At 62.9% G+C, this 17927-nt stretch carries 15 protein-coding genes; 7 read left to right on the top strand and 8 right to left on the bottom strand.

The features are described from left to right. Positions 1-201: 201 nt before the first annotated feature. Complete coding sequence (gene dusB / locus C7H85_RS12310) at positions 202-1167, top strand: tRNA dihydrouridine synthase DusB (protein ID WP_106730005.1); 966 nt, start codon at positions 202-204, stop codon at positions 1165-1167. A 25-nt stretch (positions 1168-1192) separates the two neighbouring features. Further along, positions 1193-1492: a DNA-binding transcriptional regulator Fis gene (fis, locus tag C7H85_RS12305; RefSeq protein ID WP_106730004.1), complete on the top strand. Its 300-nt coding sequence runs from the start codon at positions 1193-1195 to the stop codon at positions 1490-1492. 147 nt (positions 1493-1639) lie between these two features. Here the strand turns inward: fis and C7H85_RS12300 are convergent, their stop codons facing one another. Next, entirely contained in the window at positions 1640-1861 is a 222-nt protein-coding gene (locus C7H85_RS12300; RefSeq protein ID WP_106730003.1) for a hypothetical protein, read from the bottom strand. A 259-nt stretch (positions 1862-2120) separates the two neighbouring features. Further along, the gene (locus C7H85_RS12295) at positions 2121-2936 is read right to left on the bottom strand and encodes a glycine betaine ABC transporter substrate-binding protein (protein ID WP_106730002.1); all 816 of its coding nucleotides are present in this window, start codon (positions 2934-2936) and stop codon (positions 2121-2123) included. Between the two features lie 200 nt (positions 2937-3136). Here C7H85_RS12295 and C7H85_RS20340 point away from each other — a divergent pair, with 200 nt between their 5' ends. Further along, a complete protein-coding gene (locus C7H85_RS20340) occupies positions 3137-3886 on the top strand; it encodes a hypothetical protein (RefSeq protein ID WP_146140455.1) in 750 nt (249 codons plus the stop codon). 48 nt (positions 3887-3934) lie between these two features. Here the strand turns inward: C7H85_RS20340 and C7H85_RS12285 are convergent, their stop codons facing one another. From C7H85_RS12285 to yfbV, 6 genes are all read right to left on the bottom strand, one after another. Next, entirely contained in the window at positions 3935-6016 is a 2082-nt protein-coding gene (locus C7H85_RS12285; protein ID WP_106730000.1) for a BCCT family transporter, read from the bottom strand. A gap of 165 nt (positions 6017-6181) precedes the next feature. Next, positions 6182-7627 (bottom strand): NAD-dependent succinate-semialdehyde dehydrogenase, encoded by a 1446-nt coding sequence (locus tag C7H85_RS12280; protein WP_106729999.1) that lies wholly within the window; start codon positions 7625-7627, stop codon positions 6182-6184. Positions 7628-7811: 184 nt separating this feature from the next. After that, positions 7812-9305 carry an alanine/glycine:cation symporter family protein gene (locus C7H85_RS12275; RefSeq protein ID WP_106729998.1) on the bottom strand — a complete coding sequence of 498 codons (1494 nt, stop codon included), beginning with the start codon at positions 9303-9305 and terminating at the stop codon, positions 7812-7814. A gap of 621 nt (positions 9306-9926) precedes the next feature. Then, positions 9927-10685, bottom strand: coding sequence for a M15 family metallopeptidase (locus tag C7H85_RS12270; protein ID WP_106729997.1), 759 nt, complete (start codon positions 10683-10685; stop codon positions 9927-9929). A gap of 82 nt (positions 10686-10767) precedes the next feature. After that, positions 10768-11817 carry an AbrB family transcriptional regulator gene (locus tag C7H85_RS12265; protein WP_281257623.1) on the bottom strand — a complete coding sequence of 350 codons (1050 nt, stop codon included), beginning with the start codon at positions 11815-11817 and terminating at the stop codon, positions 10768-10770. 206 nt (positions 11818-12023) lie between these two features. Next, on the bottom strand, positions 12024-12461 hold the full coding sequence (yfbV, locus tag C7H85_RS12260) for a terminus macrodomain insulation protein YfbV (protein ID WP_106729995.1): 438 nt from the start codon (positions 12459-12461) through the stop codon (positions 12024-12026). Between the two features lie 279 nt (positions 12462-12740). Between yfbV and C7H85_RS12255 the strand changes: the two genes are divergently transcribed. The 4 genes from C7H85_RS12255 to C7H85_RS12240 all read left to right on the top strand — a co-directional run bounded on the left by C7H85_RS12255 (position 12741) and on the right by C7H85_RS12240 (position 17920). Continuing rightward, positions 12741-13943 (top strand): acetate kinase, encoded by a 1203-nt coding sequence (locus C7H85_RS12255; protein ID WP_106729994.1) that lies wholly within the window; start codon positions 12741-12743, stop codon positions 13941-13943. 10 nt (positions 13944-13953) lie between these two features. Then, entirely contained in the window at positions 13954-16116 is a 2163-nt protein-coding gene (pta, locus tag C7H85_RS12250) for a phosphate acetyltransferase (RefSeq protein ID WP_106729993.1), read from the top strand. A 167-nt stretch (positions 16117-16283) separates the two neighbouring features. Beyond that, a complete protein-coding gene (tpx, locus tag C7H85_RS12245; protein WP_106729992.1) occupies positions 16284-16784 on the top strand; it encodes a thiol peroxidase in 501 nt (166 codons plus the stop codon). A 227-nt stretch (positions 16785-17011) separates the two neighbouring features. After that, positions 17012-17920, top strand: coding sequence for a TIGR01777 family oxidoreductase (locus C7H85_RS12240; RefSeq protein WP_106729991.1), 909 nt, complete (start codon positions 17012-17014; stop codon positions 17918-17920). Positions 17921-17927: the final 7 nt, after the last annotated feature.

Raw genomic sequence — 17927 nt, 5'->3', positions numbered from 1 at the left:
GAGAGAAAAGCAATACTAGCCCAATTGTGTCCAACTGATAAGAGGTCGGGCCAGAAAGCCCCGCAGAGACGGCTTTTTGCACAAAAGGCGACGCGGGCGGCTTGACTTATAAAAAATTGCACGCCGGTTAATTTGTGACCTTTTCAGCCCCCTAAAAAATGCGTAAGATACGCGACCCTGAGCCGAGACAGCCGTATTCTCATGGAAATTGGTCCTTACAACTTGTCCGCGCCGCTGCTGGTGGCGCCGATGGCCGGCGTGACCGACAGACCCTTCCGCGCCCTGTGCCTGCGCATGGGCGCCGGAATGGCGGTGTCGGAAATGATGTCGTCCAACCCCAGGGTGTGGCGATCCGACAAGTCCCGTCGGCGTATGGATCATGAAGGGGAAACGGGTATCCGGTCCGTCCAGATTGCCGGGGCCGATCCGGAATTGATGGCCGATGCCGCCCGGTACAACGTGGACCAGGGCGCGCAGATCATCGACATCAACATGGGCTGCCCGGCAAAGAAGGTAAACAAGAAGATGGTAGGTTCCGCCCTGCTGCAGTTCCCGGAGCTGGTGGAGTCCATCGTCAGCGCCGTGGTAAAGGCAGTGTCGGTGCCGGTCACCCTGAAGATTCGTACCGGCTGGGATCCGGAACACCGCAACGGCGTGCAGATTGCCCGCATCGCCGAAGACTGCGGTATCCGGGCCCTGGCCGTGCATGGCCGTACCCGCGCCTGCATGTACAGGGGTGAAGCGGAATACGACACCATCAGGGCAGTAAAACAAGCCGTCTCTATCCCCGTTATCGCTAACGGGGATATCGACAGCCCGGAAAAGGCGCGTTTTGTACTGGATTACACCGGCGCCGATGCCATCATGATTGGCCGGGCTGCCCAGGGACGGCCGTGGATTTTCAGAGAAATCCGCCACTATCTTGCGCAGGGCACCACTCCCGCACCGCTTCCCAAGGACCAGGAGCGGGCCATGATCCGGGAACATGTTGCCGCACTGCACGAGTTTTACGGTGAGGTAATGGGCGTACGGATCGCCCGGAAACATGTGGGTTGGTACTTGCAAGAGAGTGACGCGGGCCGTGACTTTCGCAGTGATTTCAACGCTCTTGAGGCGGCCGGGCCACAGCTCGACGCCCTGGAGCAGTATTTCGCGAATATAGCTTAACGAACAAAAGAAGAGCAGACTGAATATGTTCGAACAAACTCCGACTTCCGATGCACTGGTTACTACGACTAAATCTCCGACTTCCGAGCAGCCGACCCAGCGCCCGCTGCGCAACTCGGTGGATCAGGCCCTGCGCAATTACCTGGCCCAGCTCAACGGCCAGGAAGTAACCGAGCTGTATGAGTTGGTCCTCGCCGAAGTCGAAGCGCCCATGCTGGACGTGATCATGCAATACACCCGCGGTAACCAGACCCGCGCCGCCAACATGATGGGTATCAACCGCGGCACCCTGCGCAAGAAGCTGAAGAAATACGGCATGAACTGATAGCTTGACTATAAGTTATTGATAGCAAAGGCGCTTCACCTAACCGGTGAGCGCCTTTTCTGCTTTGTGTGATACCTCTGAAGCCCGGCCAACTGGTGGACGAGATACGGTACCGGCGTCATCTCGGCACAGTGGCGGGGTATTCTCTCAGCCACCCGGCGCAATGATGCGTTCAGCCACATAGGCTGTGGCAGCGGCCTCGGCTTGAGCCAGGGTAAGCCCGTAGGCCACCAGCTCCCGCCCCATCACCTTCACCGTGCCGGCCAGGCCGGTATCCGGACCCGTCAGCACCAGGCGATGGGTCAGTTCCTGCTCGTCGGTGGCCCGGCCCCAGTCCCGGGCAAGCACCAGATTGTGATTGTGTCTCATGGTAGCCACCTCGGCTGGCACTGACGGGATTGTCTGGACGGGATGTCGCCCCGTTGGGGGCTGGGAATTATCTCCATCGGCTCCAGTGCGGTCTGGTTGCCGGGTTTCCTATGCTTCATCGCGTGGCCCTCTCCATTTGGCAGGAAAAGTGTAGCAGATAGTCCGGAACAGCCCCATTTTGGGGTTATTTTTTCCTGGTTTATTGCAGTTTACCGGACTCAGCCGTATTCGATGCGGTAACGCCCCGCCGGCGTGGCCGTTACTCGGCGCCACCGGTGTCGCGGCGCAGCCATTTGTTGGCGGCCAGGGCAAAGTCGTGCTCGGGCCCGGCTTCGGCCAGCAGGAAGGCGATGTCCTGCGCCGACCAGTGCAGGCCGGCCAATATCTCCACCGCCTTGGGCGCGTCCCGCTCCAGCCCCCGGCGGATCAGGGTATGGGGCCGCTCCGTCGCGGGAAAATGGCCCTCGGGATCGGCCAGCCATTTCAGCCGCTCGCTCATCATCCGGCTTTCCGGCGCCCAGGCGGCGATCACCACCGGCAATTGCTCGTCGATGACGGTTTGCACCAGGTGACGGTAAGCCTCGCCGGAGCCGGATAGCAGCTCGTATTCATCCAGTCGGTAACGGGCCAGGGCCTGCTCGGTCATGGCCATGATGCCGTGGCCGGGCATCATGCCCACCACCCGGTTGTGGCCGTAGCCGGAGCCGGCCAGCTCGGCAATGCGGTCGATGCCGGCATTGGCGGGTACCACCAGCCCCAGCGTCAGCACGGGGCCGTTTGGCCCCAGATCGTGTAGTTTGTCGAAAAAGCGTTCGGCATGGCCCCGGCTGCCCTCGGGCAACCAGGTCACCAGACTGGCATCGGCTTCGTTCCGGGCCAACTGCGACCAGATCTGACCCGGGCTGACCAGCTCTACTGTTACCGCATAACCGGCCCGTTCGAGTTCCACCTTGGCCACGGCGGTGGTAGCCCGGGCAAGATCCCAGTCGCCGCCGAGCAGGCGGATATGCTGCTGAGGCGTCGGTTTGCAGGCGCCGAGCAGTGTAACCAGTAGCAGCAGTCCCCATTTTTTCATCGTTCTCGTCCTCAGGTATGGCGTCGGGCAGCATGCCAAAAAACCGTGGCCGGGTCATGAATAACGGCACAATTTTTTGTCCCGCCAGGCTTTTTTTTATCCGATTTATGCTAACGTGCGCCAGCCCGTCGCTGCCCCCGGTCACCCAGGGACTCGAACAGGTAAACCCTTTACTATCAATACCTTATTTGGATTTTCAGATGCGTCTGTTAACCCTGCTCAAAGCAGCACTGCTCAGCCTTACCCTGACGGCCTGTGTCGCCCCCATGCTGGCCATGGGTCCCGGACAATTGATGTGGGCCCTGCTCAAGCCCATGGTAGGGCTGGATCCCAATAGCACCAACCTGTTCGAGCAACCGGTGATCAAGACTCGGATGACCAGCCTGCTCGGCCCCAACTACGACACCACGGTCAATCTGCTGCGCACCGCCACCGAACTGCAGCAGGAAGGCCCCATGTTCTACCTGATGTCCCGTTACAGCCCGCTGGAAAACACCGACAAGGCCGGCTTGGTATGGAACTCGGAAACCAACCAGATGGCGGCCCTGCTGAGCACCGACGAGCAGACCAGGGTGTTCAGCGAATCCCACACCGGCCGGGCGGCGGTGTGGCCCCAGGCCATGCAGGGCTGGCTGACCGGGAAGAGCTCGCCGGCCCAGGCCGCCGGCACGGCCTTGCTGGGCGGCGCAACCGCCGTGGTGCCGGGGCAGGCCGCCGCCGGTGCGCCCCAGCCCGCCGCCGTAGCGCAGGAGACGGACACCGGCCAGTTGCAGAGCGAGCTGGCAGCCGCCCAGGCCCGCTTGCAGGAGGCGGAAGCCAAGCTGCAAGTCCTGGAGGCGGCGCAACAACCCGCGCCGGAAGCGGTCGCCCGGCCCGAGCCGGAAGCCGGCGCCGGAGAACTGAGCCGGGAGCAGGCCGAAGCGGCGATGGAAGCACTGCTGAATCAATAATCCGCACCCCATCCCCGGGGTGCGGCACCTGCTCGCCCTCTTTTGTTGCTATGCCGGCCTGTCGGACACCGCCGGCGCTTCCCCGGCGTCGGTGTCGCCGGACTTCAGGCTGTCGTCGTGTTCTTCCATCTTCCACGGCAGTATACCCGGAGAGATGTGCAGGAAGTGCAGGTACTTTTCGAACTGGTCGAGGATGTCACTGATGATGTCCTGCTGATCGTAGCCGTAGACGTCATAGGACTGACCTCCCCGGCGCAGGAACACCTCGGCCCGATAGTAGTGATCGTCGCCGTCCAGATCCCGCTCGGTTTCCGGGAAGGCGAAGTCGGGCATGGCGTAGCCACGCAGCCGGATTTCGTAGACAAACTCCAGCTTGCCTTCCTGGAACACCTCGAACCGGGCCCGGCAGTTGTGCTCGTCAAAAACCACTTCCGCCACCCAGCCCTGCTGCTCCAGCTCCTGATCCACCCGCTGCATCGCCTGATAGGCGGTGGTGCGGATGAAGGTCTCCACCGTCTCCCGCGGCGGAAAGTCCACCAGGTTGGCCAGTCGCTTCTTCCAGAAGCCGGGTCCGGCCTTGGCGCCCTGGCGCTGCTGCATATGCTGCTGCAGGCTGACCTCATGGTGGCCCTCGATGATCAGCGCCCGCCACATGCCGATGGCGGCGATCAGCATGATCACCGCAAATGGCAGCGCACTGACGATGGAAGCGGTCTGCAGGGCGCCCAGGCCGCCGGCCAGCAACAGGGCGGCGGCCACTATGCCCTCGGTCGAGGCCCAGAACACCCGCTGCCAGACCGGCGTATGCTGGGCACCGCCGGAGGCCAGGGAGTCGATCACCAGAGAGCCGGAGTCGGACGAAGTCACGAAGAAGGTGATGATCAGCACGACTGTAACGAAGGACACGATAGAGGTCAGCGGCAGCCGCTCGAACAGTTTGAACAGGGCGATGGCGTGATCCGCCTGTACTTCGTCGATCAGGGCAGTGTAGCCTTGCACCATGATCAGGTGCAGGGCGGTGTCACCGAACACCGAAAACCACAGGAAGGTGAAGATGGTCGGCACCACCATGACCCCCACCACGAACTGGCGGATGGTGCGGCCCCGGCTGATCTTGGCGATGAACAGGCCGACGAAGGGCGCCCAGGCGATGGTCCAGCCGAAGATGAACAGGGTCCAGTTGCCGATCCAGTCGCTGGCGGTGTAGGCCTGCAGGTTGAAGGTCCGCTCCACGATGTTGCTCAGGTAGCTGCCGGTGTTCTGCATGAAGGTGTTGAGGATGAAGATGGTCGGCCCCACCGCGAACACGAACAGCACCAGCGCAATGGCCAACACCATGTTGAGGATGGACAGCCGCTTCACCCCCTTGTCCATGCCCGCCACCACCGACAGTATGGCCAGGGCGGTAATGGCGACGATGGCGATGATCTGCACCGTGGTGTTAACCGGAATGTCCGGCCACAGGTAGTTGAGGCCGGCGTTGATCTGGGCCACCGACAGTCCCAGGGTGGTGGCGATGCCGAACAGGGTGCCGAGGATGGCAAAGATGTCCACCACGTGGCCCATGGAGCCGTGGATCTTCTCGCCGATGAGCGGATAGAGGGTGGAGCGCATCGACAGCGGCAGGCCGTGGCGGAAAGCGAAATAGGCCAGCGCCAGCCCCACCAGGCCGTAGATGGCCCAGATGTGGAAGCCCCAGTGGAAGAAGGCGATCTGCATCGCCTGCCTGGCCGCATCCACCGTCAGCGCCGGCCCTTCCGGCGGTGCGGCATAGTGCAGCACCGGCTCGGCCACCCCGAAGAACAGCAATGCGATGCCGTAACCGGCGGAAAACAGCATGGCAAACCAGGCCGGAAAGCTGTACTCCGGTTCGGCATGATCCGGCCCCAGCTTGATGTTACCCCAGCGGCTGAAAGCAATGGAGACAATGAACACCAGGAAAATGGCCACCGACAGCATGTAGAACCAGCCGAAGCTTCGGGTGATATAGGCCAGGGTGGTGGAGAAGATATCCCCGGCCAACTCCGGATTGCTGATGGTCCCGATCACCATCAGAGCGATGACGATCACCGCCGGAATGAATACCGGTATCAGCACGGTGGATGAAAGGGGCGATTTTTCCGAGGTCATGGTGCAGTGCCTCCCGTTTTGCGGCTTCGGATAGCGGAGAACTGGATCTTATCGAATCCAGTTTAACGCAAAATCATGACCGCACGGGGACGGGGAGTCGGGCAGCTAAAAAATCACCGTCGGCGGCCGCCCCTCGACGAGGGCGGCCGGGTTAGGCGACCCGGCTCAACCGAGGTTGCCCAGGTTGACGTACTTGGTTTCCAGGAACTCCTCCAGCCCCAGTTGGCCGCCCTCCCGACCCAGGCCCGACTCCTTGACCCCACCGAAGGGCGACATCTCGTTGGAGATGATGCCTTCGTTCACCCCCACCATGCCCGACTCCAGCGCTTCCGATACCCGGAATACCCGCTGGATATTGCCGGTGTAAAAGTAGGCCGCCAGGCCGAAGGGGGTGGCGTTGGCGCGGCGCACCGCCTCCTCCTCGTCGCGGAAGCGGAAGCAGGCGGCCACCGGGCCGAAGGTTTCCTCCTGGGCCAGCATCATCTGCTCATTGGCCTCGGCGATCACCGTCGGCTGATAAAAGGTGCCGCCAAGCTCATGGCGGGCACCGCCGCACACCAGCCGGCCGCCCTTGTCCAGCGCGTCCGCCACATGGCGTTCAACCTTGTCCAGCGCCGCCGGATTGATCAGCGGCCCCTGCTGGGCACCGGGGGTCAGCCCGGACGCCACCTTCATCGCCTGGGCCGCCTCGGCCAGCCGGGTCACGAAGGCATCGTAGATGCCGTCCTGCACCAGGAAACGGTTGACGCAGACACAGGTCTGGCCGGTATTGCGGAACTTGGACGCCATGGCGCCGGCGATGGCGGCGTCCAGATCAGCGTCATCGAACACGATAAAGGGCGCGTTGCCGCCCAGCTCCAGCGACAGCTTCTTCACCGTGTCCGCCGCCTTGCCCATCAGCAGCTTGCCCACCCGGGTGGAGCCGGTAAAGGACAGCTTGCGCACCACGGGGCTCGCCATCATCGCATCGCCGATAGCCGGGGCGTCGCCGGACACCAGGTTGAGCACCCCGGGCGGCACCCCGGCCTGCTCCGCCAGCACCGCCAGGGCATTGGCGCACAACGGCGTTTCTTCCGAGCTCTTGACCACGGCGGTACAGCCGGCGGCCAGGGCCGGCCCCACCTTGCGGGTGATCATGGCGAAGGGAAAGTTCCAGGGGGTAATGGCGGCGATCACCCCCACCGGCTCCTTGGTCACCCACAGCCGGTTCTCCCGCTTGGGACTGGGGATGGTGTCGCCGTAGGCCCGCTTGGCCTCTTCCCCGAACCACTCCAGGAAACTGGCGGCGTAGACCACCTCTCCCCTGGCCTCGGCCAGGGGCTTGCCCTGCTCCAGCACCATCAGCTCGGCCAGTTCGTCCTGATGGGCCATCATCAACTCGAACCAGCGCCGCAATATGACGCCCCGCGCCTTGGCGGTGGTCTTGCGCCAGTCCACCAGGGCGCGCCCGGCGGCGGCAATGGCCTCGTCGGTCTGGGCCGCGCCGCAACGGGCCACCCGGGCGATGACCTCGCCGCTGGCCGGATTGCGGACGTCGTAATCGGCATCGGTGCGGCGCCAGTGGCCGTCGCAATACCAGCCGGTCTGCCACAGTGGGTTCGAACTGTCCATCTCGCCTCTCCTCAATCTGGTTGCTGCAGGTACCCCTGCGCGTCGACATTCACGTTATCGATTACCGAGTATAGGTGCAAGCGGAGCGGGACTCTGGAGCCAGAACCCCGCTCCGGTCGGAGCCAGAATACAAAAAGGCCGGAACGGGTCCGGCCTTTGCAATCAAGGGATGGAGAGTAAGGCGTCAGCTGCGTTCCACCTGGACGTCGGCAACCACTTCATCGCCAACCAACCCGGACTTGGCCTTCTTGTCCTTGACCCAGTGGTCGGCGTTCTTGATGCCCAGCCTGGTGGGGTCGAAGGTCGGGTCCAAACCCTGGGCCTTCTGCGCCTCATAGTCTTTCAGGGCCACCAGCGCCGGCTTCTGCAGCAGCAGGATGGCGACGATGTTCAGCCAGGCCATCAGGCCCACCCCGATATCGCCCAGACCCCAGGCCAGTTCGGCGGTCTTGACGGAACCGTATACCACGGAGGCCATCAGCGCGACCTTGAGCACAAAGGTCAGCCAAGGACGGTGCACTTTGCGGTTGATGTAGGCCACGTTGGTTTCGGCGATATAGTAGTAGGCCAGGATGGTGGTGAAGGCGAAGAAGAACAGCGCCACCGCCACGAAGATGCTGCCGAAGCCGGGCATCACGGATTCGACCGCCGCCTGGGTATAACCCGGACCGGCGGATACGCCCGGCAGTTGCTCGACGAGGGTTTCACCCGCCTTGCCCATGACGTTGTAGGCACCGGTGATGATCACCATGAAGGCGGTGGCGGTACAGACGAACAGGGTATCGATATACACGGAGAAGCCCTGCACCAGACCCTGCTTGGCCGGGTGGGACACCTCGGCGGCAGCGGCTGCGTGGGGGCCGGTGCCCTGGCCGGCTTCGTTGGAGTAGATGCCGCGCTTCACGCCCCATTCGATGGCCAGACCCAGGATGGCGCCGAAACCGGCTTTCAGGCCGAAGGCACTGCCGACGATCAGGCTGATCACATCCGGCAGCATGCCGATGTTCATGATGATGATCACGAACGCCACCAGGATGTAGCCCAGCGCCATGAAGGGCACCACTATCTGGGTGAAGTGCGCGATACGCTTGACCCCACCGAAGATGATCAGGCCCAGCAGCACCACCACGGCGGCGGCGGACACGGAGGTGGGAATGCCGAAGGCGTTTTCAATACCGGAGGCGATACTGTTGGCCTGAACGCCGGGCAACAGCAGGCCGCAGCCAATGATGGTGGCGAAGGCGAAGATCCATGCATACCACTTCATGCCCAGGCCTTTCTCGATGTAGTAGGCGGGGCCGCCACGATACAGTCCGTTGTCGTCTTTTTCCTTGTAGATCTGCGCCAGGGTGGATTCCACGAAGGCGGTACCCGCCCCCAGGAAGGCCACGACCCACATCCAGAATACGGCGCCGGGGCCACCGAAGGTGATGGCGGTGGCCACACCGGCGATGTTACCGGTACCGACCCGGCCGGACAGCGACAGCGCCAGCGCCTGGAAGGAAGAAATACCGGCGGGGGAAGACTCGCCCTTGAACATCAGGCGCACCATTTCCTTGACGTGCCGAATTTGCAGGAAGCGGGTGCGCAGGGAGAAGTAAAGACCCACGCCCAGACACAAATAGATCAGGGGCAGGCTCCAGATATAACCGTTAATCGCGTTAACCAAATCACTCATAGTAACGTCCTTTGTTCTGATTTCGGATGACACTGCCGTCGCAGCACATCGTCCTGTAAAGGGGCTTTTTATTAACGATCAAACCAGGTTCGATCGGTAAGTGCAGGGAAAATTACTCTGCTATCCGGCCCAGCACAAGTGGGACTATCGATTAGAATTTCTTATCACCAGTCCTTCCTAATGTTAACAACTGGGCAACACCCCCCCGCAAGGGGAGTTCCCTGCTTATACCCCGGTCCGAAATAGAAGCGCAACTGATTGTTTTTAAAAACATAAAACAAAAACAACCCATTTACAGCCCCGCTTCAATCGACACCACATCAATTTACACAAAGTCAAAACTGTCCCGGTTTCGACACCGGTACAATTTTCAATTATGCCGTCTGCATCACATTTTCATTTACTAAAAAGTGAACAACGACAAGAGTAATTAACAATACCCGAGCGAAAGCCCCTGCTTTTCATGGCGAATATACGGGCATAATCAGTATAAAATATGGCCAAGCCAGTCTTGCTCGCCGTTCCCGCCGGCGAAACCGGTCCGGGGCACACAAATTAACAAAAATAGTTAAAAGGCTCTAAACGGAAAGCGCGAACAGCCGCGCCCCGGCGGCAAGCGGTTTACAGATTGAACAGCCCGACCTGATGCGCCCAGCGCGACCCCAGGCCGGACAGAAATACAGGGCCGAACCGGGCCTGTGGAGCCTGGCTGAACCAGGCCCAGGACTGGTTGCCGTAGTCGAAGTGCCACCACTCGCTGGGCAGATTGGTAAAGCCGGCCCGGCCCATCACGCTGTGCAGCAGGCGACGATTTTCGATGATATCCGCTTCCCGCGCGCCGGGTTTGACCACCGCCTCGAAGGCGGCGCTGTAGGACCAGGGACTGATGTCGTCGAACTCGGTGCCCATGTCCAGCAGCCGGCCCTCGCTGTCGCACAAGGCCACATCGACGGAGCCACCGGTCAGGTGCGGGCTGGGCGCGGCCGGATCCGCGCTGGGCGGTGCCACGAACCGGCGGGCCCGCGCCAGCAGCTCGGCCTGGTCGGCCGCGGGATAATGCTCGCGCAGGGCGCCGGTGAGGGTATCGAACAGGTACTGCTGCACCGCCAGCGGGCGCCAGCCGTCCAGTACCACCAGCTCCACCCCCGCGGGCAACAACCGGGACGCCTGCTGCAACCGGGTCAGCACCGGGCGGCGCACGTAGCATTCCGCCAGGGCGCCGGGCACTCCCAGATGAAAATAGGCCGGGTAAACCCGCAACGGCGAGGGCACCAGCCCCAGGGGAACCAGCGGGTCATCCGTTTCGCAGATGGGCAGGGCCTGCAGCCGGCTCCAGTCCGGCTCGGGATTGGAAACGATCGCCTGAGAGAGAAAATTCATGGTCACACTGCCTGACACGCCATATGGGAAGATGGCCCAGCGTCGCCAATCGCGCCTTGGTTTGCAAGCAAAAGCCGGGGGCTCAGGGCTCACGTCCGGCGGCGGCCGACTCCCTGGCCTGGTAATACTGCATTAGCCAGGCGCCGCCCATGCTCAGCAGCACGATGCGGACGATATGGTGAAAGATGACCCAGGACGGCTCTTCCCCGGTGACCAACGCCAGGTAGATCATCGCCTCCAGCCCGCCCGGGGCATAAGCCAGCCAGACCTGGAACACCGACATCTCCAGATACCAACCCACCAGCGCAGCCCACAACAGGGAGATCAGGGCGCTGCTGATGCAGATCACCGCGCCGATTACCAACAGACCCAGCAAGGCCCGCAGCGGCACCGGCCGAATACGGCAGCCCAGCAGGGCCCCCAGCAAGACCATGGACGCCGGCAGCAGCCAGCCCGCCAGCACCGCGTCCTGCGGCTGCACGGCGGCAAAAAGGGCGCCGCCGATCACCCCGCCCAGCAGCGGGCTGACCGGCAGGCGTAACCGCCGCAGCCCGCGTCCCAGCCCCCAGGACAGGCCCAGCAGCAGCAGGCTGAGACCATGGCCCAGCACCTGCGCGGTCGGCATAGGCAACTGCTCGATCCAGCCCAGCCACAACACCAGGGTGACGCCGCTTATCAGCAGCATCACCCGTACCGTCTGCGACAGCACCACCCGCAGCGGGTTGTCGAGCTCCGACGCCAGGGCCGCCATCACCGACAGCGCGCCGGGCGACGCCGCCAGCATCGCCTCCTGGCGCGACCAGCCGAGCCGGCGCAACAATCCCTGTACCAGCGGCAACTGGGTGGCCAGGCACAACATCAGGCCGGACAGGCTCACCAGCAGCGACATCCCCGAAGGCAGCTCGGTGCTGAAGCGCAGGCCCACGCTCACACCCAGCACCAGTTGGACCGCTTCGAGGCTGTGAGGAGGAACCCGGGTCCGGACACCGGACACCGAGGACAGGGTCACCAGCGCCATGGCGCCGATCAGCCAGTCGGAAGGAAACGCCAGCAGGTGGGCGGCACCGCCGCCGAGGGCGGCAAACAACAGGGTCAGACAAATAGCGCGCATCGGGCATCCCGGGCCGGCCACCTCCTGTGTGCGGCGTGACTGAGCCGCCGTCGGCCAGTCATCCTGCCCGGCCGGCGGCGGAGGTGAAACAGGAAGGTCGATTATTTCCCTTTCCCCGGCAAAGCTCAAGCCGTTACCGCGGACACCGCCCGGCGGGAGCCACGGCCGGCCTTAAACGACGTGGTGGCCTGGCGTCGCGGGGCCGGCCACCATGCCGTCACGGGGCTTTAATCGTTGATAAAGGACTTGTCGAGCTGCTTGAAGGCCAGGTTCAGGGTCTCGCCCAGCTCGTAATAGCAGGGCCGGGACACCGGCTCCTTCACCTTGACCCCGGCGGCGGCGATCTTCTCGTGCAGTTGCCGGTACCAGTTGCTCAGTGACGGCGGCAGCCGGGTATCGGCCCGCTTGCCGAGCCAGTAGTACCCCTGCAGCGGCAGGCTGGCGAGGAACAGCGCCGAGGCCACCACGCTCGGCCAGTAACGCGGATCGCCAAACTGAAACTGCAGCAACAGGCTGAGCGTCACCAGCACCGGCATCGTCTTCACGCCGAAGCGGGTGGCCGCCATGATCCTGTGTTCCGGAAACAGGGTCGCCAGTTGCCGCTCCCGCGGCCAGATGGCCAGATATTCCTTGCCCCGGTGCAAAGTACGGTTAAACAGGCTCATAAGTCCTCCCGGTCGGTGTCGCGCATTTCTGTTGGTAAATTACAAATCATCAACCCAAGTCAAAAAAGCATGCTAATTTTCTGTTATTTTATGACAAAAAAAAGGTATGATCCCGCCCTAAATTTACCCGGTCAGACCCGGTAATGTCAGGGATGGCTCCGGCTCGGCCTCCGTACGGAAAAGAGCCCTACTTTAAGGATAGAGTTAAAGTGATATTAATTGCCCGCAATCGCATTGCCGGCAACAGATTTTCGTAACCCCTGACGAAAAGGTTCTCTCATGACTAGCAAGCTGGTACTCGTCCTCAACTGCGGCAGTTCGTCGCTCAAGTTCGCCATCCTCGACGCCGAAAGCGGCAGTGAAAAGCTGTCCGGCCTGGCCGAATGCTTTTATCTGCCCGAAGCCCGCATCAAGTGGAAGCTCGACAGTGAAAAAGGCAATGCCGAGCTCGGCGCCGGTGCCGCCCACCAGCAAGCACTCGATTTTATCGTACAAAACCTGCTGAGCCCGAACCCGGAACTGATGGCCAACCTGACCGCCATCGGCCACCGGGTGGTGCACGGCGGCGAACAGTTCACCCGTTCGGCGCTGATCGACGAGGCGGTGATCAAGGGCATCGAAGACTGCGCCAGCCTGGCGCCGCTGCACAACCCGGCCCACCTGGTGGGCATCGCTTCGGCCCGCAAGTCCTTCCCCGCCCTGCCCCAGGTGGCGGTGTTTGACACCGCCTTCCACCAGACCATGCCCGAGCAGGCCTACCTGTACGCCATTCCCTACCGGCTGTACCGGGAACACGGCATCCGCCGCTACGGCATGCACGGCACCAGCCACTACTTTATCGCCCAGGAAGCCGCCAGGGTGCTGAACAAGCCGGTGGCCGAGCTGAACATCATCAGTTGCCACCTGGGCAACGGCGCCTCGGTCTGCGCCATCAAAAACGGCGAGTCGGTGGACACCTCCATGGGCCTGACCCCGCTCGAGGGCCTGGTGATGGGTACCCGCAGCGGCGACCTCGATCCGGCCATCATCTTCCACCTGCACGACGTGCTGGGCTACAGCACCGACCGCATCAATACCCTGCTGACCAAGGAATCCGGCCTGCTGGGGCTGACCGAGCAAAGCAGCGACTGCCGCTTCGCGGAAGACAACTACCATAGCTTGCCGGAAGCCAGGCGAGCACTGGACATCTTCTGCTACCGCCTGGCCAAGTACATCGCCGGCTACGGCTGCGCCCTCGACGGCCGCCTGGACGCCATCGTCTTTACCGGCGGCATCGGCGAAAACTCCGCCCTGGTGCGGGAGCTGACCCTATCCCGCCTGGCCCTGTTCGGCATCGCGCTGGACCCGGACGCCAACCTGGCCGCCCGCTTCGGCAAGGCCGGACGCATCACTGCCGACGGCAGTCTGCCGGTCTGGGTGCTGCCTACCAACGAAGAATGGGTCATCGCCCAGGATGCCCTGGCACTCAGCCGTCAACAGTAAGGGGGAAGATATGGCCAGAACCATCATGCTCATACCCGTCAGCAGCGGTGTCGGCGCCACCTCGGTGAGCCTCGGCATGGTGCGCGCCATGGAGCGCAACGGGGTCAACATCAGCTTCTTCAAGCCGGTATCCCAGCCGCGTACCCGGCGTAAGGGCCAGGATCACTCCAGCGCGGTGATCGCCAACGGCTCCAACATCACGCCGCCGGAGCCCTTCGCCCTGAGCTACGCCGAGAGCATGATCTCCGGCGGCAACCTGGACGTGCTGCTGGAAGAGATCGTCGCCCGCTATGAAAAGCACGTGAAGGACAGCGGCGCCGAGGTGGTGGTGGTGGAGGGGCTGATCCCCACCGACAAGCAGCCCTTCGCCAACCGCATCAACTACGACGTGGCCAAGGCGCTGGACGCCGACATGGTGTTTATCACCCAACCCGGCAGCGATTCCAGCCAGCAGTTGAAAGAGCGGCTGGAACTGGCCTGCGCCAACTTCGGCGGGGTCGCCAACAAACGTATCGTCGGCTGCATCATCAACAAGGTGGGCGCACCGGTCGACGAGCAGGGCAATACCCGGCCCGACCTCACCGAGATGTTCAATCCCCACAACAAGGGCGAGCACCTTTCCCCCAACCTGGAGGTGCTGCAGGTATTCGGCAAGACGCCGCTGCGCATCCTCGGCTGCATCCCCTGGAATACCCAGCTGGTGGCGCCGCGGGCGGTGGATCTGGCCCGCCACCTGAGCGCCAACGTCATCCATGAGGGAGAACTCAACAGCCGCCGGCTGCAGAGCGTGACCTTCTGTGCCCGGGCCATTCACAACATGGTGGAGCACTTCCGCCCGGGCAGCCTGCTGGTGGCTTCCGGCGACCGCTCCGACGTTATCGTCTCCGTCTGCCTGGCGGCGATGAACGGGGTCAAGATAGGCGCGCTGCTGCTCACCGGCAGCTACCATCCCGAGCCGCAGATCATGGCCCTGTGCCAGCGCGCCATCGAGACCGGGCTGCCGATCCTGATGGTCAACACCAACACCTGGCAGACCGCGGTCAGCCTGCAACACTTCAACCTGGAGATCCCGGTGGACGATCTGGGCCGGATCGAGCTGGTGCAGGACTACATGGCCGGCCATATCGACAAACACTGGATCGAGTCGCTCAGCGCCAGGTCAGCCCGCAGCCGCCGCCTGAGCCCGCCGGCATTCCGCTACCAGCTCACCGAGCTGGCCCGCCGCGCCGCCAAGCGCATCGTGCTGCCGGAAGGCGAGGAGCCACGCACCATCAAGGCCGCCGCCATCTGCGCCGAGCGGGGCATCGCCCGGCCGGTGCTGCTCGGCAATCCAGATGAAATCATGCGGGTCGCCGCCCAACAGGGGGTGGTGCTGGACGAAAAGGTCGAGATCGTGGATCCGGTGCAGGTACGCAACAACTACGTGGAGCGCCTGGTGGAGCTGCGCAAGTCCAAGGGCATCACCGAGGTGGTGGCCCAGGAGCAGCTCGAGGACAACGTGGTGCTGGGCACCATGATGCTGGAGCGGGACGAGGTGGACGGCCTGGTGTCCGGCGCCATCCACACCACCGCCAACACCATACGGCCGCCGCTGCAGATCATCAAGACCGCCCCGGGCAGCTCACTGGTGTCCTCGGTGTTCTTCATGCTGCTGCCGGATCAGGTGTTGGTGTACGGCGACTGCGCCATCAACCCGGATCCCACCGCCGAGCAACTGGCCGAGATCGCCATCCAGTCCGCCGCCTCGGCCCAGGCCTTCGGCATCGATCCGCGGGTGGCGATGATCTCCTATTCTACCGGCACCTCCGGCACCGGCGCCGACGTGGACAAGGTGCGCGAGGCCACCAAAATCGCCAAGGAGAAACGCCCGGATCTGGTGATCGACGGCCCGCTGCAATACGACGCCGCCATCATGGAAAACGTGGCCAAGTCCAAGGCCCCCAACTCGCCGGTGGCGGGCAAGGCCACGGTGTTCATCTTCCCGGATCTGAACACCGGCAACACCACCTACAAGGCAGTGCAGCGCTCCGCCGAGCTGGTGTCCATCGGCCCCATGCTGCAGGGCATGCGCAAGCCGGTGAACGACCTGTCCCGGGGCGCGCTGGTGGACGATATCGTCTACACCATCGCCCTCACCGCCATCCAGGCCAGCCAGCAGACCGCCAAGGGCTGACCCGGCCCCGCGCCCGCCGCCCGCCAGGGCGGCGGGCGCGGGTCGGCAACACCGTCTGTTATCTTCGCAAGCGTCGGCCAGAGGGAGCGGCCCCGGCACAAAAATAAAAACCTTTTCCTTATCGTGAAAACTGCTACCTTAACCCTTTTCACACAAGGAGAAGAACCATGTCCGCAGTGACTTTCCAGGGCAACCCCGTGGCCGTATCCGGCCAGTTTCCCCAACCCGGCCAGGCCGCCGCCGAATTTACCCTGACCGGCGCCGATCTGACCGATATCCGCCTGGCCGACTTCCAGGGCCAGAAACTGCTGCTCAACATCTTCCCCAGCATCGATACCGGCGTGTGCGCCACCAGCGTGCGCAAGTTCAATGAAAAAGTCGCCGCCCTGGCCAACACCAAGGTGCTGTGCGTGTCCATGGACCTGCCCTTCGCCGCCAGCCGCTTCTGCGCCGCCGAAGGCATCGAAAACGTGCAGGTGGCCTCCGCCTTCCGTCATCCGGAGTTTCTGGGCGCCTACGGCGTGGCCCTGAGCGACGGCGCGCTGCGCGGTCTGTCGGCCCGTGCCGTGGTGTGCATCGATGAACAGGGCCAGGTGGTGTATGGCGAGCGGGTGGCCGAGCTGACCAACGAGCCGGACTACGACGCGGCCATCGCGGCGCTGTCCTGATCCTGCCGGATCCCTACTCGATCTGTTTTTTGTTTTAATATCAAGAAACTAGCGTAATACTGCAGGGTAATCTACAGACTTACTCACAGTTAATGTGGATAACCCTGCCCTCCTCCCTGTGTTCTGCCCAGCCCAGGCACCTACCGGATACCGCAGATCCGCCGCAGTCTGTTATTCTGAACAAGTATCTGTTGGCGAACACATTTCAGTCCGGAGAGGAGGGGCTCATGAAGATACTGCTTACCGGGGGAACCGGCTTTATCGGTCGCCGTTTAATGAGCCACCTGCGCACTCATCATCAGGTCAGCGTGCTGAGCCGCTCTCCCACCAAGGTATATCAGCGTCTGGGGCACGATATCGAGGCCCTGCTGTCCCTGGATGAACTCGACAACCTCGATCAGTTCGATGCCGTCATCAATCTCGCCGGCGAGCCCATTGCCGACAAGCGCTGGAGTCCGGCTCAGAAGGAACGCATCTGCCAGAGCCGCTGGCAGCTGACCGCACAGCTGGTCGACAAGCTCAAGGCCGGAAGCGCGCCGCCGAAGGTGATGATCAGCGGCTCGGCGGTCGGCTTCTATGGTCGCCAGGGCGATACCCTGGTGGATGAAGACTCCCGCCCCCATCCCGAGTTCAGCCACGAGGTCTGTGCCCGCTGGGAACAGCAGGCACTGGCGGCCCAGAGCGAGCAGACCCGAGTCTGCCTGATCCGCCTCGGGATGGTGCTCGGCGCCGAGGGCGGTGCCCTGAAAAAAATGGTGCCCGGCTACCGATTCGGCCTGGGCGGCCCCATCGGCTCGGGCAAGCAATATATGTCCTGGATCCATATCGAGGATGTGGTTAACCTGATCCTGTTTCTGCTGGAGCATGAAGAATGCCATGGCGCCTTCAACGCCACCGCCCCGGAACCGGTCACCAACGAGCAGTTCAGCCGCTGCCTGGCCCAGGTGCTGGGAAAGCCGCACTTTGCCCGCATTCCCGCCTGGTCGATGAAGCTGCTGTTCGGTGAAATGGCCCAGTTGCTGCTGAACGGCCAGCGGGTGATGCCGGTGCGACTGCAGCAGGCCGGATTCCACTTCCGTTATCCCAGCCTCGACAAGGCGTTGAAGGAAACCCTCAGTGCCATGCTGAAAACCTGACCCAACC

This window comes from Zobellella endophytica (genome assembly GCF_003012775.1).
GTDB classification, from domain to species: Bacteria; Pseudomonadota; Gammaproteobacteria; order Enterobacterales; family Aeromonadaceae; genus Oceanimonas; species Oceanimonas endophytica.
The sequence above is the reverse complement of the archived record's forward strand: the minus strand, read 5'-3'. Positions and strand labels throughout refer to the sequence as shown.

Bases quoted from the DNA above. Each gene is read 5' to 3' on its own strand.
- C7H85_RS12285 (WP_106730000.1), bottom strand. From the start codon at position 6,016: ATGACCTCGGAAAAATCGCCCCTTTCATCCACCGTGCTGATACCGGTA.
- C7H85_RS20340 (WP_146140455.1), top strand. From the start codon at position 3,137: ATGCGTCTGTTAACCCTGCTCAAAGCAGCACTGCTCAGCCTTACCCTG.
- fis (WP_106730004.1), top strand. From the start codon at position 1,193: ATGTTCGAACAAACTCCGACTTCCGATGCACTGGTTACTACGACTAAA.
- C7H85_RS12300 (WP_106730003.1), bottom strand. From the start codon at position 1,861: ATGAGACACAATCACAATCTGGTGCTTGCCCGGGACTGGGGCCGGGCC.
- C7H85_RS12240 (WP_106729991.1), top strand. From the start codon at position 17,012: ATGAAGATACTGCTTACCGGGGGAACCGGCTTTATCGGTCGCCGTTTA.
- C7H85_RS12270 (WP_106729997.1), bottom strand. From the start codon at position 10,685: ATGAATTTTCTCTCTCAGGCGATCGTTTCCAATCCCGAGCCGGACTGG.
- tpx (WP_106729992.1), top strand. From the start codon at position 16,284: ATGTCCGCAGTGACTTTCCAGGGCAACCCCGTGGCCGTATCCGGCCAG.
- C7H85_RS12275 (WP_106729998.1), bottom strand. From the start codon at position 9,305: ATGAGTGATTTGGTTAACGCGATTAACGGTTATATCTGGAGCCTGCCC.
- dusB (WP_106730005.1), top strand. From the start codon at position 202: ATGGAAATTGGTCCTTACAACTTGTCCGCGCCGCTGCTGGTGGCGCCG.
- C7H85_RS12255 (WP_106729994.1), top strand. From the start codon at position 12,741: ATGACTAGCAAGCTGGTACTCGTCCTCAACTGCGGCAGTTCGTCGCTC.
- C7H85_RS12295 (WP_106730002.1), bottom strand. From the start codon at position 2,936: ATGAAAAAATGGGGACTGCTGCTACTGGTTACACTGCTCGGCGCCTGC.
- C7H85_RS12280 (WP_106729999.1), bottom strand. From the start codon at position 7,627: ATGGACAGTTCGAACCCACTGTGGCAGACCGGCTGGTATTGCGACGGC.
- pta (WP_106729993.1), top strand. From the start codon at position 13,954: ATGGCCAGAACCATCATGCTCATACCCGTCAGCAGCGGTGTCGGCGCC.
- yfbV (WP_106729995.1), bottom strand. From the start codon at position 12,461: ATGAGCCTGTTTAACCGTACTTTGCACCGGGGCAAGGAATATCTGGCC.